The 16,611-nt window shown below is 70.1% G+C and carries 14 protein-coding genes; 11 read left to right on the forward strand and 3 right to left on the reverse strand.

Annotation, left to right across the window (positions count from 1 at the left end):
* Positions 1 to 336: 336 nt before the first annotated feature.
* Positions 337 to 954 (forward strand): YceI family protein, encoded by a 618-nt coding sequence (locus tag F4561_RS23840; RefSeq protein ID WP_184581793.1) that lies wholly within the window; start codon positions 337 to 339, stop codon positions 952 to 954.
* Between the two features lie 85 nt (positions 955 to 1,039).
* Here the strand turns inward: F4561_RS23840 and F4561_RS23845 are convergent, their stop codons facing one another.
* From F4561_RS23845 to F4561_RS23855, 3 genes are all read right to left on the reverse strand, one after another.
* The gene (locus tag F4561_RS23845; protein WP_184581795.1) at positions 1,040 to 1,612 is read right to left on the reverse strand and encodes a hypothetical protein; all 573 of its coding nucleotides are present in this window, start codon (positions 1,610 to 1,612) and stop codon (positions 1,040 to 1,042) included.
* A 125-nt stretch (positions 1,613 to 1,737) separates the two neighbouring features.
* Positions 1,738 to 2,649: a ribokinase gene (locus F4561_RS23850; RefSeq protein ID WP_184581797.1), complete on the reverse strand. Its 912-nt coding sequence runs from the start codon at positions 2,647 to 2,649 to the stop codon at positions 1,738 to 1,740.
* A gap of 32 nt (positions 2,650 to 2,681) precedes the next feature.
* Positions 2,682 to 3,497, reverse strand: coding sequence for an exodeoxyribonuclease III (locus F4561_RS23855; RefSeq protein WP_184581799.1), 816 nt, complete (start codon positions 3,495 to 3,497; stop codon positions 2,682 to 2,684).
* 550 nt (positions 3,498 to 4,047) lie between these two features.
* On the opposite strand from F4561_RS23855, the gene F4561_RS23860 reads away from it, so the two are divergent.
* The 10 genes from F4561_RS23860 (at position 4,048) to F4561_RS23905 (ending at position 16,574) form a co-directional block, all read left to right on the forward strand.
* Positions 4,048 to 4,776, forward strand: a complete 729-nt coding sequence (locus tag F4561_RS23860) for a response regulator transcription factor (protein ID WP_184581801.1) — start codon at positions 4,048 to 4,050, stop codon at positions 4,774 to 4,776.
* Positions 4,776 to 6,176 (forward strand): sensor histidine kinase, encoded by a 1,401-nt coding sequence (locus tag F4561_RS23865; protein ID WP_184581803.1) that lies wholly within the window; start codon positions 4,776 to 4,778, stop codon positions 6,174 to 6,176. The genes F4561_RS23860 and F4561_RS23865 overlap by 1 nt, the downstream gene beginning before the upstream one ends.
* 152 nt (positions 6,177 to 6,328) lie before the next feature.
* Positions 6,329 to 8,266 carry an acyl-CoA dehydrogenase family protein gene (locus tag F4561_RS23870; RefSeq protein WP_184581805.1) on the forward strand — a complete coding sequence of 646 codons (1,938 nt, stop codon included), beginning with the start codon at positions 6,329 to 6,331 and terminating at the stop codon, positions 8,264 to 8,266.
* A gap of 309 nt (positions 8,267 to 8,575) precedes the next feature.
* The gene (locus tag F4561_RS23875) at positions 8,576 to 9,133 is read left to right on the forward strand and encodes a hypothetical protein (protein WP_184581807.1); all 558 of its coding nucleotides are present in this window, start codon (positions 8,576 to 8,578) and stop codon (positions 9,131 to 9,133) included.
* Between the two features lie 249 nt (positions 9,134 to 9,382).
* Positions 9,383 to 10,591 carry a winged helix-turn-helix domain-containing protein gene (locus F4561_RS23880; protein ID WP_184581809.1) on the forward strand — a complete coding sequence of 403 codons (1,209 nt, stop codon included), beginning with the start codon at positions 9,383 to 9,385 and terminating at the stop codon, positions 10,589 to 10,591.
* A gap of 663 nt (positions 10,592 to 11,254) precedes the next feature.
* Positions 11,255 to 12,655, forward strand: coding sequence for an FAD-binding oxidoreductase (locus tag F4561_RS23885; RefSeq protein WP_184581811.1), 1,401 nt, complete (start codon positions 11,255 to 11,257; stop codon positions 12,653 to 12,655).
* A 120-nt stretch (positions 12,656 to 12,775) separates the two neighbouring features.
* Positions 12,776 to 15,157 carry a sensor histidine kinase gene (locus tag F4561_RS23890; RefSeq protein ID WP_184581813.1) on the forward strand — a complete coding sequence of 794 codons (2,382 nt, stop codon included), beginning with the start codon at positions 12,776 to 12,778 and terminating at the stop codon, positions 15,155 to 15,157.
* A complete protein-coding gene (locus F4561_RS23895; protein ID WP_184581815.1) occupies positions 15,154 to 15,567 on the forward strand; it encodes a roadblock/LC7 domain-containing protein in 414 nt (137 codons plus the stop codon). The genes F4561_RS23890 and F4561_RS23895 overlap by 4 nt, the downstream gene beginning before the upstream one ends.
* A 4-nt stretch (positions 15,568 to 15,571) precedes the next feature.
* The gene (locus F4561_RS23900; protein ID WP_184581817.1) at positions 15,572 to 15,964 is read left to right on the forward strand and encodes a DUF742 domain-containing protein; all 393 of its coding nucleotides are present in this window, start codon (positions 15,572 to 15,574) and stop codon (positions 15,962 to 15,964) included.
* Complete coding sequence (locus F4561_RS23905; RefSeq protein WP_184581819.1) at positions 15,945 to 16,574, forward strand: GTP-binding protein; 630 nt, start codon at positions 15,945 to 15,947, stop codon at positions 16,572 to 16,574. Before F4561_RS23900 ends, F4561_RS23905 begins: the two co-directional genes overlap by 20 nt.
* The last annotated feature ends 37 nt before the right edge of the window (positions 16,575 to 16,611 follow it).

Below are 16,611 nucleotides of genomic sequence, written 5' to 3' on the forward strand. Positions count from 1 at the left end.
CGAATCGACACGGTACGGGGTCACGGACCGGACACGCCACCACTAATATCGCGAAGCGCCATAAAGAACACAATCAAGATGTCGCTGGCATTCGGGTAATACCGGGCACGTGGCGACCAACAAAGGCTACGGGGAAGCATCCGAGTGATGAACGCCACATCACGGAAGAGTGTAGGCCCAATTCCTCCTATATGTCGGCTTTATCGCTAGGTATCACCCCCGCGGCGGCCCCCACGAGCCGACGTTCGTGGTCGGCGTCGATGGTTCCATGGGGCAGCGGGGCATGCGCGGCTCGCTCAGAGACCACGTGTGCACCCGTGACCACGGGAGGAAGCTATGTCACCAGTTCAGGAAGACGGTGCCGTCTTCGGGCCAGGCCCGGGGACCTGGCACCTGGACCCGTTGCATTCCAGTCTGATCTTCGTCGCGCGTTACCTGCGTTTCGGCCGGGTTCAGGGCACCTTCGGCCGCGCCAAGGGCCTCATCAACATCGCCGAGGAGCCGGCCCAGTCCAAAGTGGACGTCGCCATCCTCGCGGAAAGCCTGAACACCGGTGTGGAGGCGCGCGACCAGCACCTCCGCTCATCGGACTTCCTTGACGTCGAGCGGCACCCCGAACTGCGGTTCGCCAGCACCGGAATCGAACAGAAGGGGCGCGGCCCGCACGCCTTCGTCATGCACGGCGACCTGACCATCCACGGCACCACCCGCCCGATCACGCTGAACTGCCAGTGGGCCGGCGAGGCGCCCGACTACATCAAGCCCGACGAGATCTACGGCCACTTCTTCGCGGCCACGACCCAGATCCAGCTCTCCGACTTCGGTGTGGGCGACGGAGGCCCGTTGCCCTGGGGCGGCCGGATGGTCGGCGACACGGTCGACATCGTCCTCGAAGTCCGCATCCAGGACCAGGACCCCGCGCCCTTCCTCGCCGAGATCGGACACGAGCAGTAGTCGAAGGGCGCTCAGTGCCTACGTGAGCCGGCGTGGCCCGGCGCGCCAACTGACCGGTTCCGGCCGGTTCGAGCCCGCGCGCACATCACCACGGCGGCCACCGCCATCCCGTGTCGTCATCGTCATCGTCACTACCGTCGTCATCATCGTCATCGGGTGGCTCCTCCGACGATGGCGGGGACCAGTTTCCGCCTTCGCCGCCGCGGCCACCTCCGTCGCGGCCACTGGAATCGTCGTCGTCCCCGGAGGGCCGGTCGTCGCGGCCGTCCTCCCCTCCGTGCTGCCCTCGGCCCTCGCTATCGTCCCGATCCGGCTCCGGCTCCGTGCTGCCGGTCTCGGGGACGGGAGCCTGATCGGGGGCCACGTCCGCGGTTGGCGGCGCTCCCGCCTCCGGTTCCGGCGACGAGGAACCCGGCGGTTCGGAACTGCCACCACTCGGCGACGGAGCGTCAGATGTCACAGCGTTCGGGGTGGGACGCGACGGCTCGTCCGCTTCGACCCTGACCGGCTGGTCGACGAGCCATACCGCCACGACGACGGCGGCGGCGAGCGTGCCAAAGCACAGCGCCGCGGTCATCAGCAGTCTTCCTCGCTGCCTGCGGCGCGCCTCACGTCTGCGGGCGGTCCGTGCGCCTTCTTCGGGAATCTCACCGGTCATGGAGGTCGCGTGTCCTACTAGGGCGAGGGGGGTGCGCAAAACCCGTCAGCGCGCTCCGCCCACCTCGCGTGGATGATGATTGTGATACCTCACTACCGGGCACTTGGACGTGTCAACCGGTGTAGTTAGTTCCGCTTGCGGGCATTGTCGATCTCAGCCCGCTCTGGCATTGACAAACTTGCGCCGTGCCGCTGCACGGACAGCGCGGCCGCCTCCGACGCGAACCGCAGCGCCGCCTCGGCCGGCTGCCCTTCGGCTCGGGCCACGGCGAGCGCACCGCAGAACGTGTCGCCGGCCGCGGTGGTGTCGACCGCAGCCACCGGACGGGCGGGAACGCGCACGGGATCGGCACCACGGCGCCCGTGGACCGCCCCGTCCGCGCCAAGGGTGATGACCACCTCGGGAACCCGTTCGAGGAGCGAGTCGAGTGCGCGTAGCGGGTCGCTCCCGCCGGCGATCGCCGCCGCCTCGTGCTGGTTGGCCACCATGAGGTCGACCTCGTCGAGGAGCTCGTCCGGAAGCTCCTGGACGGGCGCGGGCGTGAGCACGGTCGGTACGCCCACCTCGCGGCCGGCGCGAGCCGCCGCGGTCACCGCGGGCAGCGGCAGCTCAAGCTGCAGCAGCAGGGCGGCGCTGCCCGCAATGCGCTGAACATCGTGCTCGCCCACGGTGGCGACCCGACCGTTCGCCCCCGGGATGACGATGATCGAGTTGCTCCCATCGCCTTCGACGACGATGTGCGCCACACCGGACGCCCCCGCTTCCGTGCGCAGCCCGGAGACCTCGATGCCGGACTCGACCAGCGTGCTGCGCAGTTGGGTGCCGAACGCGTCGTCACCAACGGCGCCGAGGAAGGTGACGTCCCCGCCGGCCCGCGCCGCGGCGATCGCCTGGTTCGCGCCCTTCCCACCGGGCACCTGGCGGAACTCCGTGCCCGTAACGGTCTGGCCGCTGCCGGGGGCGGTGGCCACGTACGCGACCAGGTCCATGTTGACACTGCCGAAGACCGCGATACGCGGCGCTGTTGCGACGTTCACGGTGCCGAGGGTACCGATCCCGGGGGACAGCGCTACACGCCGCTCGGGCCGCCGACGTCGACGATGACCGGGGCGTGGTCAGAGGGCCCCTTGCCCTTGCGTTCCTCGCGGTCGATCATCGCACCCGAGACACGCTCGGCGAGCCTCGGGGACGCAAGCACGAAGTCGATCCGCATTCCCTTGCGCTTGGGGAACGCCAACCCCTGGTAGTCCCAGTAGGTGTAGACGCCCGGACCGGGAGCGTAGGGGCGAACGACCTCGGCGAACCCGGCGTCGACCAGGTTGGCGAACGCGTCGCGCTCGGGCTTGGTGACGTGCGTCTTCCCGTCGAACTCGGCCATATCCCACACGTCGTCGTCCTGCGGTGCGACATTGAAGTCGCCACAGAAGGCCACCTGCACGTTGGGGTCCTCGGCCAACCGGGCCTCGCCGGCGGCGCGCAGCCGGTCGAGCCAGAGCAGCTTATAGTCGTAGTGCGGGTCGCCGATCTCCCGGCCGTTCGGCACGTACAGGCTCCACACCTGGACTCCGGCGCACGTGGCCGCTATGGCGCGGGCCTCGGGATCACCGCCCTCGCTGTTGTCGCCGCCCCAGCCCGGCTGTCCCGGGAACCCGATCCGGACATCGTCCAGGCCGACACGGGAGGCCACCGCGACACCGTTCCACTGGGAAAGGCCGTGGTGGGCGACCTCGTAGCCCAGGTCACGAAAGATCTCGGCGGGGAACTGGTCATCGCGGCACTTTGTCTCCTGGATCGCGACGACGTCGACGTCGCTGCGCTCCAGCCAGGACGCGATCCGCCCGGAGCGGGCGCGGACACTGTTGACGTTCCACGTGGCGATACGCACATAGCCAGGCTAGCGCGTGGGCGGCGGGAAGCCGCACGCGGCGGCAGGCGACGCTGGGACACACCGCACGCGCGAAACCGAGGTCTCGGTGCGGCCGTCCTCCACACCGAGACCTCGTTGTACGACCCCTGGCACGCGTACCCGCCAAGTGAGTCGCTGTTGGTTGGATGGCCACCTGTGGCCGCTGGTTCACACGAGTTGGCCGGAATTCCTAGGGAGTGTTTGGCGAAGGTTTCCGGACCAGCGAGCGGGGAGTCCAGGCGACCTCTCGCAAGCCGATTCGCGCAGCGCATCCTGGTTGGGCTGGGCAAGCGGCATCGGCGCAGCGGGGCCCTCTACTGTGCGCTGCTCCGCGAGCTCCGCGGCCTCGCACAGCAGGGCCTGCCTGGTGGACGCGCGCCCGAAACGGTCCGCCTAACACGGCCTGGGCCCGGAGTGTCCATTCCACGGTTGGCGCGAGGCGCGCATACCGACGGACCTGCGGCATCATGGGGAGTCTCAAGCGAGATTGCACGGTCTGCCGGACCCTCGCGAACCTCAGAGGTGACTCATGACCGAGAGCGCGCCAGTAACACTGCCCCACGTGCTCGTGATCGACGACGAACCCAATATTCGGGACCTCGTCCAGGCCGCGCTGCGTTTCCACGGGTTCAGCGTCAGCACGGCCGAGACCGGCGGCGAGGGCCTGGCCCTCGCACGCGATCAGCATCCCGACCTCCTGTTGCTGGATGTCCTGCTCCCTGATGTCAGCGGATTCGACGTCTGCCACCAGTTGCGCGACGCCGGCAACGAGGTTCCGGTCATCTACCTGACAGCCCGCGACACCCCTTCCGACACGGTCACCGGTCTGTCCCTCGGGGGAGACGACTATGTCACCAAGCCCTTCTCCGTGGAAGCCCTCGTCGCGCGCATCCGCGCGCTGCTGCGCAGGACCAGACGCGATGAGCACTCAGGGGCGGCCCGCGACGAGCACGGTTCGCTCCGGGTCGCCGATCTGGAGCTCAACGAGCGCACCTGGAAGGTCACCCGCGGGGGCGTGCCCGTTGAGCTGTCCCCGACCGAGTTCCGGCTGCTCTCCTACCTGATGAGCAACGCTGGCCAGGTACTGACGCGCTCCCAGCTCCTGGAGAACGTCTGGGGGTGGGACTACGCCGGGCACTCGCAGATCGTCGAGACCTATGTCAGCTACCTGCGGCGCAAGCTCGACCCGCTCGGACCGTCGCTCATTCACACCCAGCGAGGGGTGGGGTACGCGCTGCGGACCCAGGATGACGGCTGATGCTGCACGGACGGTTGCGCTCGCGGCTGCTCATCGGGCTGCTCGTGGTGACCGGCGCCGGCTTGTTCGTCACGGCCCTCGTCGGCTTTCTGACCCTGCGGTCCTTCATCACCGAGCGCCTCGACGCGCAACTCGAACTCGCCGCCGAGCGGGCTATGGTCCGGCTGGACAACGACACCCCGCCGGTTGGCGTGGACGCCCCCAGCCCGTCCCCCTACTTCGTCGTGCTGGTCGAGGAGGATTCGGGGGAGATCGCGCAGATCTACGGCGATACCGAGCGCGAGGACGTCGTAATGGAGCGCATCACCGCGATCTCCGTGGCGGACCTGCGCAGCTACGGCGCCAGCGGGGAGATCTTCGAACTGTCCGGCCAGGACTCCGACGTCCCGCCGCACAGGGCGACGGTCCGGTTGCGACCGGACTCGATCATGGTCACCGGCGTCCCGACCAACGACCGCGAGGAGTACTCGCTACAGCTTGTGCTCACCCAGCTCGTCACCGCGGTTCTGCTGCTCACCGCGCTGGTGTTGGCCGGACGGTGGCTCATCGTCCGCGGCTTGGAGCCTCTTGGGCGCATGGCGACGATAGCGAACCAGATCAGCACCGGCTCGGATCTCTCCGAGCGCATGCCGGGCGCAGACCCCTACAGTGAAGTGGGCCGCCTCGGCCAGGCGATCAACACCATGCTCGAACGGATCGAGCGGTCGTTCAACGCGCAGCGGGAGTCCGAGGAGCGTGTCCGGACGTTCGCCGCCGACGCGTCGCACGAGCTGCGGACGCCACTGACCACGATCCTCGGGTACGCCGAGCTGTACCGCCAGGGAGGTCTCAACGACGCGGCGCTTCCGGGGGCGATGCGCCGGATCGAGACCGAGGCGGGCCGCATGAGCCGGCTGGTGGCCGAGCTACTGGAGCTGGCGCGGCTGGATCGGAGCGGCTCGTTGCGGTTCGACCGCATTGACCTGGCCGAGGTGCTGCGCGAGGTCGCCGATGACGCCCGCGCGCTGCGTCCCGACTCCGCTGTCTCGCTGGAGGTGCCCGACCACCTGGAATGCGAGGCTGACGAGGGGCGCATCCGGCAGATCCTGGCGAACCTGCTGAGCAATGTCACCGAGCACACCCCAGAGGGCACCCCGGTCACGCTCCGATTGCGCACCGAGGACGGCAACGCCGTCCTCGAGGTGGCCGACGGGGGGCCGGGCATGAGCGACGAGGACCTGCAGCGCGCCATCGACCGCTTCTACCGGGGGACCCGCGCGCCCGGCGGGGGGAGCGGGCTCGGCCTGGCGATCGTCGACGCGATCGCTGTGGCGCACGGAGGCGACGTCGGCCTCGAATCCACACCCGGCGCGGGCACGGTAGTGACCGTGCGCATACCCCTGCACCACGGCGAGGAGTGACCCGCAGCTCCGCCGGTCCGGGCAACCGGACCTGCTCTGAGCAGTGGATGCTTCACTTAGGCTACTCGCGGGTAGGCATGTGGTGGACAACACATCCGGGTCCCCGGGTGACTGATGATCCCATGCCGTTTACGTTGCGAGGTGCACGATCGATGACCGCGACGAAGCCCGATTCCAGCCCGGCACAGGTTGACGAGCGGCAGGCCCGCGCGGTCGCCGAGGCCGCACGCGAGTCCGAGTGGCGCCGCCCCAGTTTCGGCAAGGAGCTGTACCTCGGCCGGCTGCGCCTGGACCTCGTCCACCCCTACCCGCGGCCGGACGCGGACGCGCGGGCCACCGGCGAGGAGTTCCTCGACAAGCTGCGCGCGTACTGCGCCACGATCGACGCCCAGCGGATCGAGCGCGAGGAGTGCATCCCCGACGAGGTGATGCGCGACCTCAAGGAGCTGGGCGCCCTCGGAATGAAGATCCCCCAGGCGTACGGCGGGCTCGGGCTGAGCCAGGTGTACTACAACCGGGCGCTCACTCTCGTCGGCTCGGTCAGCCCGGCGATCGGTGCCCTGCTCTCGGCGCACCAGTCGATCGGCGTGCCGCAACCGGTGAAGATGTTCGGTACCGAGGAGCAGAAGCGCGCCTACCTTCCCCGATGCGCCACGAGCGACATCAGCGCGTTCCTGCTCACCGAGCCAGACGTCGGGAGCGACCCCGCCCGGCTGCAGGCCACCGCCACCCCCAGCGAGGACGGCGCCGCCTACCTCCTCGACGGCGTCAAACTGTGGACGACCAACGGGGTCGTGGCCGACCTGCTCGTGGTCATGGCCCGGGTGCCCAAGAGCGAGGAGCACCGCGGCGGGATCACCGCGTTCGTCGTCGAGGGGACCTCCGAAGGCATCACAGTGGAGAACCGGAACCGCTTCATGGGGCTGCGCGGCCTGGAGAACGGGGTTACGCGCTTCCACCAGGTGCGCGTGCCCGCCGCCAACATGATCGGCCGCGAGGGACAGGGACTGAAAGTCGCCCTGTCCACCCTGAACACCGGGCGGCTGTCGCTGCCGGCGATGTGCGTGGGCGCGGGCAAGTGGGCCACCAAGGTCTCCCGCGAATGGGCACGCGAGCGGGTGCAGTGGGGCCGGCCGGTCGGCAAGCACGAGGAGATCGCAAAGAAGATCTCGTTCATCGCCGCCACCTCGTACGCGATGGAGGCGATGCTGGAGCTGTCCGGACAGCTCGCCGACGACGAGCGGAACGACATCCGCATCGAGGCGGCCATCGCCAAGCTGTGGGCCTCCGAGATGGCCTACACGGTCGCCGACGAACTCGTGCAGGTCCGCGGCGGCCGCGGGTTCGAGACAGCGGAGTCGCTGACCGCGCGCGGCGAACGCGGTGTCCCCGCTGAGCAGGCGCTGCGCGACCTGCGGATCAACCGGATCTTCGAGGGCAGCACCGAGATCATGCACCTGCTCATCGCCCGCGAGGCGGTCGACGCGCACCTCGCGGTCGCCGGGGACATCATCGACCCCGAGGCCGACAAGGCGGACAAGGCGCGGGCACTGGCGCGGGCCGGCGGCTTCTACGCCACCTGGCTGCCCACCCTGGTCGCCGGACGCGGACAGGTCCCCTCGGCCTTCACCGAGTTCGGTCCGCTCGCCGAGCACCTGCGCTTCGTGGAGCGCGCCAGCCGCAAGCTCGCCCGGTCCACGTTCTACGGAATGTCGCGTTGGCAGGGCAGGCTGGAGACGAAGCAGGGCTTCCTGGCCCGGGTCGTGGACATCGGCGCGGAGCTGTTCGCGATGAGCTCGGTGGTGCTGCGCGCCCACTCGGACCGCGAGGAACACCCGGAGCGCGGGCAGGGCGCCTACGAGCTCGCCGACACCTTCTGCCGGCAGTCCCGGCTCCGCGTCGACACGCTGTTCGAAGCCCTGTGGGCGAACACCGATGACGTCGACGGCAAGCTCGCGCGCCGCGTCATGAACGACCACTACACCTGGCTGGAGGAGGGCATTATCGACCCGTCCGGGTCCGGCCCCCTGATCGCCGCCGTCGAGCCGGGCCCCTCGAACAAGGAGAACGTGCACCGCACCATGGGCTGAGAGGCGGGGGCCGGGCCCGGTCTCCCGGACCCGGGACCCGCGGCGTGCGGCCTCCGCACAGTGCCCGGCGAATGCGCGCGGAGCGGTGCGCCATCCGCAGTGGGCGCCCTCGGTGGGCCGCCGCACGCCGCTCGGCGGCGCCACCGGGTTCGGCACCGCGCGGCCCCGAATCCGCGCTAGCGTCTTCACTTGTTCACACCATTGAACACGATTAGCATTCTCTGGGTTACGCTCTGGCGCTCCCCACTGTCCCCTGCACCGGGACCACGCCAACCCTGCCCTCCCCCCCCACCTCCTCAGGAGACTCCTGTGTCGCCTCCCCCGCCCCCCTCAGGTGCCCCGTCCACCGACGACAACGGGGGAAGCGGAGCGGACTCCCCGCCCCACGGGGTCGACGACCGCTCCATCCCCGGCGGCGCCGAGATCCCGCCCGGCCCCGGATCGAAGTCCCAGAAGCGCTGGGCGCGCCCCGCTGTCGCCCTCAGTTCCTGCACCCTGCTCGTCCTGGTCGCGGGCTACGCGTTCGCGGCGGGCGGCCAGGCTCCGATGGACTCCTGGGGCTCCGACGCGTCCGAGCCGACGATGCCGGCCGTCCCACCGCCCGTCGAGATGCCGGCCTCGCCCGACCCCAACGTGACCACCCGCGCCACTGTCGCGCCCACGGCGCCCGCGGCGCCCGCCGCGCCGCCTGAGGCACCTGAGCCGCCGGCCGAGCCACCCGCGAGCGACGCCCCGCCCCCGGAGGAGCCCGCCCCTGCCGATCCGCCCGACACCGGTGACCGGGGCACTCCTCGGGACTCCCCCGAAGAGCGCTTGGAGGAGCTGATCGAGGAGTACCGCGACTACACGCCGCCGGCACCCAGGTGACCACCGGGGCGTTGGGCACCTCCTCGGGTCCGGCGGACCGCACCCGGGCCGCGGCAACGAGGCACTCCTCCGAACGAAGCGAGGGGTGCCAGCTCGCCGCCGAACAAACGTGCACCACCCGCACGGCGGCAAGCTGGCTCGCTCGCTACACTCGCTTCGCCCTATTGCCGCAACCCCGGGAGGCCCGCGCCCCGCTGATGGTGGGCAGCACCCCCCACTGATGGCCGTCGGCCTGTATGTTGGGAACTGATGTACGAATCCGCACCGCCCCCGCATCCCCGCCGCGACTCCACGCTCTCCCTGGCCCAGGCCCGCCGGGCCGCGCTGGCCGCACAGGGGTTCGCCGACCCCCGCCCGGCGGGCCGGCCCACGATGCGGCACCTGCGCCGGGTTGTCGACCGCGTCGGCGTGGTCCAGATCGACAGCGTCAACGTGCTCACGCGCAGCCAGTACCTGCCCGTCTTCGCCCGGCTCGGCGAGTACGACACCGAACTGCTCGACCGTGCGGCCACCCGGCGCGGCGGGCGCCTCGTGGAGTACTGGGCGCACGAGGCGAGCCTGATCCCACCCGCCACGCACCGGCTGCTGCGCTGGCGCATGGCCCGGGCCCAGCGCGAGGCGTGGGGCGCCATCCGGCGGATCATCGACGAGCACCCCGACCTCGTCAAGGCCGTGCACGCCGAGGTGGAACGAACCGGCCCGGCGACATCCCGCGAGATCGAGGCCGCGCTGGAGCACGACCAGCGGCGTGCCAAGGACCACTGGGGATGGAACTGGTCGCTGGTGAAGCGCGCACTGGAGTACCTGTTCTTCTGCGGGCTGGTCACCACCGACGGCCGCACGCGGCAGTTCGAGCGCCGGTACGACCTCCCCGGCCGGGTCATCCCCGCCGAGGTACACAACGCCCCCGATCCCGATCCCGCCGACGCCCGCCGCGAGCTGCTGCGCATCGCCGCACGCGCGCACGGGGTCGCGACCGAGCAGTGCCTGCGCGACTACTTCCGGCTGCGCGCCGCCGAGGCCCGGCCGGCCCTGAACGACCTGGTCGACTCCGGCGAGCTGGTCCCGGTGAGCGTCGAGGGCTGGAACCGCCCGGCCTACCTGCACCGCGATGCCCGCGTCCCGCGCCGGGTCGCGGCGCGCGCGCTGCTCAGCCCGTTCGACTCACTGGTCTGGGAGCGCGACCGCACCGAGGCACTGTTCGGCTTCCGCTACCGCCTGGAGATCTACGTCCCGCCCGGCAAGCGCGTGCACGGCTATTACGTGCTGCCGTTCCTCCTCGGCGACCGCCTCGTGGCCAGGGTCGACCTCAAGGCCGACCGCCGGGCCGGCGCACTGCTCGCGCGGCAGACCACCCTGGAGGACGACGCCCCGCCGGGGACCGCCGACGAACTCACCGCCGAGCTGGAACACATGGCCGACTGGCTGGATCTGCGCAATGGCCTCCAGTACAGCTAGATCGGTGCCGCGGGTGCGTGGTGGCGCGTCCGACGGGGCGGCGAAGGCGCTGGATGGCCGGGGGTGGCGGTCATCGGTACGGACGGCGGTGCTGGACGCCCGACGGTAAGGGGTCCACGTCGAACCTGACCGTGCGGACATCTTCGGCGCCGAGAACGACGCTACGGACACCCTCGATGCGCCCTACCGCCGCATCCGCCCAGGCCTTTTCCTTTTCCTTTTCCATCGATATGGTCCGGAACCGGGGAGTCGGGAACAGCTCAACTACGGGCGGGAAAACTCGGAATAATCCGCGCGAGAAGGTTTATCGTGCTCGGAGATACAACGGCCGCCCAATCGGGGTCGCGGACCCGGCGGACCGCCCCAGAATCCAGCCCGCGCCAGGAACTGTTCGGGAGCCGGCCGCCGAACCGCACCGGATGGCGAATGAACGGAAAAGGAGAGCGTGCCGTTCCAGGTCGCGACCGTTTCCCATTGCCACGTGGTGGCTCCGTCCGCCAGCACAGCGGCCCGGATCCCCGCCATGTTGCCGCTGTGGCGCGAGCGGGCACCGGTCCAAGCATAAACAACAGTGGCCTGTCCGGGAAGAGGGGCGGAATTTCCTCATTGGGGGGCATCCCGGGTATGGACACGGAGCAGTACCGCCCTATTACACTCCCCCGCATGCCTGATTCTCATCCCGCCACGGCAGGCGCCAACGCCCCATTCCCCGATATCGTCGGCTCCTTACGAGCGGAACTATCGTGCGAGGTCACCGGCCCCGGCGATACCGACTGGGAAAAGAGGCGCGTCGCCTGGAACACCCACGTCGACCAGCACCCCGCGGCGGTAGTGGTACCAGAAGGGGCCGAGGATATCCGTGCGGCCGTGGCCTTCGCCCGCAAGCACGCGCTCGCGGTGGCCGTCCAGCCGAACGGCCACGGGGCCACCACGGCGCTCTCCGGCACGATTCTGATCCGCCCGGTTCGGCTGCGCGACATCACCGTTGACACCGAGCGGCGCCGGGTCCGGGTCCAGGCGGGCGCGAAATGGAAGGAGCTTCAGGAGGCGCTGGACGGCACCGGGCTCATGGGCCTTCCCGGCAGCACCGCCGACAACTCCGTCATCGGCTACCACCTGGGAGGCGGACTCTCCTGGTTCGGCCGGACCTACGGCCCGGCGGCGGAGTACATCCGGTCGCTGGAGGTGGTCACACCGGAGGGCGAACTGCGGGAGGTCACCGCCGAGAACGACCCCGAGCTGTTCTGGGCCCTGTGCGGCGGCGGGGGCGACTTCGGCGTCGTCGTGTCGATGGAGATCGAGCTGCTCGACGAGCGGCCGGTGTACGGTGGCAGGCTCATGTGGGCCGCCGAGCACGCCGAGGAGGTGCTGCGCGCCTACGTGGCGACCACGCGGGCGGCGCCGGTGGAGCTCAGCGTGTGGCTGTGGTTCGTGACCTTCCCGCCCATCGACGCCATCCCGGCCGAGTTGCAGGGGCGCTCCTTCGCCAACGTGGACGCCACCTTCCTCGGTACCGCGGAGGACGCCGAGAAGTACCTGGACCCGCTCCGGGAGGTTCCCGGAATGGAGGCCGATACCCTCGGCCCGGTCTCGGTGACGCGCATCGACGAGGTCGCCGGGGAGCCGACCGACCCCATGCCCGCCGTCGACTGGTCCCAGTTGGTCACCAAGATCGACGAGGAGTTCCTCAAGCGGCTGCTGGAGCTGAACTGGCCCGGGGGCGGGTCACCGGTGGTGGCCCAGCTCCGCCATGTCGGGGGCGCACTGGCGCGGCCGGGCGCGACCGCCGCGTCAGGGCTGGCTGGAGAGTACCTGTTGACCACGGTCGGGGTCCCGATCACCGAGGAGGACGCGGAGGCGATCCACCGCCACGACGAGCGCCTCGAGGCCGCGCTCGCGGACAGGCTCGCCGGGTACGGCCACCCCAACATGCTCGGCCACGACACCCGCACGCAGCGCGCGCACTCTCCCGAGAACCTGGAGCACCTGCGCCGGATCAAGCGGGAACGCGACCCCGCCGGGGTCCTCCGCGGAAACCGGCCGGTACTGGGGTCCCCCGGATAGCCGCTTCCAGGGCTGGCCCGGCCGGGCACTCCACCACGCATCCCGCACAACCCACGATGACACGCATCGCGTGCACCCCAAGCCTCGCTTCTCCCTCCCCCTCCCTGCTAACGAGGTCTCATGCGATCCCCGCGTACCCGCTCCGTTCGCTTCCGGATCCTCACGGTCGTCCTCATTCCGCTGCTGACGCTCGTGCCACTGGCGGGATTCGCCGTCTACCTCACCGTTCCGCAGGGCCTGGCCCTGATCGACCAGCAGCGGTTGCACCCGGAGGTCGGCGCTCCCACCGACGCCTTGGGGAACGCGGTCGCCGCCGAGCGCCGCGCCACGCTCATCCACATCGCCGACCCCGAGGCCGCGCCCGACGACCTCGAGGCGGCGCGATCGGAGACCGACGACGCCGTCCAGGAGTTCGAGGGGATCCAGGAGAGCGACATACTCGAGGTGGTGGAGCCCGCCACCCGGGAACGGGTGCGGAACATGCAGGACCAGGTCGACCAACTGGATTCGACGCGATCCGCCGTCGACGACGGATCACTCGGCTCCCGGGAGGCCTTCGACTACTACACGGGGATGAGCGACGGCTATCTCGCCATCCTGCAGTCCATCACCACGCTCAACGACCCGGAGATGACCGCGCGGGGCATCGCGCTGGCGCGCACCACCGCCGCCCGCGAGGAGCTGCTGCAGGAGGACGCGCTCCTGGCGGCCGGCATCGCGGCGGGAGGGCTCGGCCCGCAGCAGCACCACCGCTTCGTCCAGCAGGTGGGTGCCGCGCACTCCGCCACCGAGAGCGCCGTCATCGACCTCCCCCCGCACCTGCGTGAGCGGCACGAGGAACAGGTCCAGCAGAGCGAGGAGATGGCCCGGCTACGCGAGCTGGAGAACGCGGTCGTCGAGGCCGGGCCGGGCCCCATCCCCGACGAGGTGGCGGCCGGCGACACCTGGCAGCAAGCCGTCGGCGGTGTCGCGGAGAGCAACCGCGAGGTCGAGTACGCCACCGCCGAGCACCTCACCGCCAGCGCGGAACCCATGGCGACGGGCATCATAGTGCGGGCCGGCGTCGCCGTCGTGGCCGGTCTGGTCGGCGTGGCGCTCTCGATCCTGGTCTCGGTACGCATGGCGCGCCGGCTGATCAAGGAGACCACCGACCTCAAGGAGCAGATCGAGGACGTCGCGCACAACCAGCTCCCCAACCTGGTTCGGCGGCTGCGCTCCGGCCAGGGAGTGGACGCCGCTGACGTCGGCCCCTCAAGGCTCGCCTTCCAGATCCACACCAGAGAGCTCGACGACCTCAACTGGGCGTTCGACGAAGCGCGCATGGTCGCCATCCAGTCGGCCACAGGCGAGGCGAAGCTCCGCCAGAACGTCAACGACGTCATCGTCAACCTGGCACGGCGGAACCAGTCCCTGCTGCATCGCCAGCTCAAGCTCTTCGACAACCTGGAACGCCAGGTCGACGATCCCGATCAGCTTCGGGAGCTGTTCCTGCTCGACCACCTCGCGACCCGCATGCGCCGGCACGCCGAAGGCCTGCTCATCCTCTCCGGGTCCCTTCCCGGTCGCGGTTGGAGCAGACCGATGCCCGTCGTCGACGTCATCCGCGCGGCCTCCACGGAGGTCGAGGAGTACACCAGGGTCAGTGTCTTCCCGATGTCGTCCGTGGGGCTGACCGGAGGTGCGGTGACCGACGTCATCCACCTGCTGGCCGAGCTGATCGAGAACGCGACCCTTTCCTCGCCGCAGACGAGCGAGGTCCTGGTTCGCGGGCGCGATGTGGCGAACGGTTTCGCGGTCGAGGTCGAGGACGGCGGGCTGGGGATGAGCGAGCAGTCGCTGCAGCAGGCCAACGAGCTGCTGGCCGATCCGCCCGAGTTGGACCTGGCCAAGCGGACAGAGCTGGGGCACTTCGTTGTCGCCACGCTGGCGCGGCGCCACGGGATCAAGGTGCACCTGCGCGACTCGCCCTACGGCGGGGTTACCGCCATCGTCCTGCTGCCGCGCTCCATCCTCTCCGTCGACGAGCAGCCCGGTGTGGAGGAGAACCAGGCCAAGGCGGCGGTCGCCGCCGAAGGCCGCCACCACGCGGAGCCCGCGGCGGGCACCGAGGGCCCGCAGCCCACGCACACCCCCACCGCTGCGGCTCAGGGCCTCCCGCCTTCCGGGGAAGAAGAGCCGGCCCACCCGTCGCCCGCCGCCGGGGAGACCTCCCATCCGCCCAAACACCGCCCGAGCCCGCCACCCCGCCAGGACAACGGTGGGCGAACCCGTGGGCTGCCCCGCCGTGTCCGGCAGGCCAATCTCGTCCCGCAGCTGCGCGACGACGAAGCCGACCCACCCCCCGGCACCGCCGACGACCGCCCGCCGGAACAGGTCCATTCCATGATGTCCGCGATGCAGGCCGGATGGACCCGCGGCCGCAACGACGACCCGCCGACTGGTTCCGACCCGGCACACTCCGCCCCGCCCAGCGCTGACGATCTGGAGGGAAACCACCAGTGAGCACATCCCCCGACCAACTGACCTGGCTGCTCGACGGGCTGGTCGAGCAGGTGCCCGGAGTCCGGAACGCGATCGTGTTGTCAAGCGACGGGATGTTGGTGGGAGCCTCGACAGGGATGGGGCGCGAGGACGCCGAACACCTGTCGGCCATCGCCTCCAGTTTCCAGAGCCTCGCGCGGGGAACCAGCCGCTACTTCGACGACGGCGGGGTACGCCAGACGATCGTGGAGATGGGCACGAGCTTCCTCTTCGTGATCGGCGCCGGAGCGGGTTCGTGCCTGGCCGTCCTCGCCGACTCCGGATCCGACATGGGAGTCATCGCCTACGAGATGGCGCGGTTGGTGAAACGTATGGGCGAGCACATGTCAGTCGGGGCGCGCGCCCCGGTCGGTCATTCCCCCGAAGGATGACCTCGTGGCTCCCGACAGCAGCGATGGCAACTCGATGTGGATGGACGAGGACGCCGGCCCTCTCCTCCGGCACTTCGCCATCACACGCGGACGGACCCGGCCCACGCGGGGCTACTCGCCCTTCCCGCTCATCGCCGTGATCCGCACGCTCACTCCCGAGCCCCCTGTCGACCCCATCGGTTGGGGACCCGAGCATCACGCCATCCTGTCCCGGTGCCGGCACCCGACGACCCTCGCCGATCTGGGTTCGGAGCTCGATCTGCCCGTGAGTGTGCTGCGGGTACTGATCGCCGACCTGCTGGACCACGAGCTGATCTCACTGCAGGACCCGGCGACCCAGGAACGCCCGAGTCGAGACACCCTTTTGGAGGTCCTGCATGGCCTCGAAGCGCTCTGAACCGAGTGCGGCCACCGTGAGCCTGACCGCCCTGAAGTTCCTGATATCCGGCGGGTTCGGGGTCGGCAAGACCACCCTGGTGGGCAGCGTCAGTGAGGTGCGGCCGCTGCGCACGGAGGAGACCCTCAGCGTCGCGGGCACCGGCGTCGACGACATCGCCGGCGTCGAACGCAAGACCGCCACCACCGTCGCGCTCGACTACGGGCGCATCACCATCCGCGACGACCTCGTGCTCTACCTTTTCGGCACGCCGGGCCAGGACCGGTTCTGGTTCATGTGGGACGAGCTGGCCATTGGGGCACTCGGTGCGGTGGTGCTGGTCGACACGCGGCGGCTGGAACTGTCATTCGCCTCGATCGACTACTTCGAGAAACGCGGGCTGCCCTTCATCATCGCCGCGAACCAGTTCCCCGACTCCGACGACTTCGCGCCCGGGGAGATCGGCCAGGCGCTCGACCTGGACCCGGAGGTCCCGGTGATGACGTTCGACGCGCGGCGCCGGGAGTCCGGGAAGCAGGTGCTGATCACGCTGGTGCGCTACCTCATCGACCGGACCCCGCCGTCCTCGCCGCCCGGCATGGCGCAAGGCGCCTCGCCGGTCTCCCCGTAGGGGCCGCGCCCTGCGGCACAGCGTTCCTTCCCGGTGC

The organism is Lipingzhangella halophila (genome assembly GCF_014203805.1).
GTDB lineage: Bacteria > Actinomycetota > Actinomycetes > Streptosporangiales > Streptosporangiaceae > Lipingzhangella > Lipingzhangella halophila.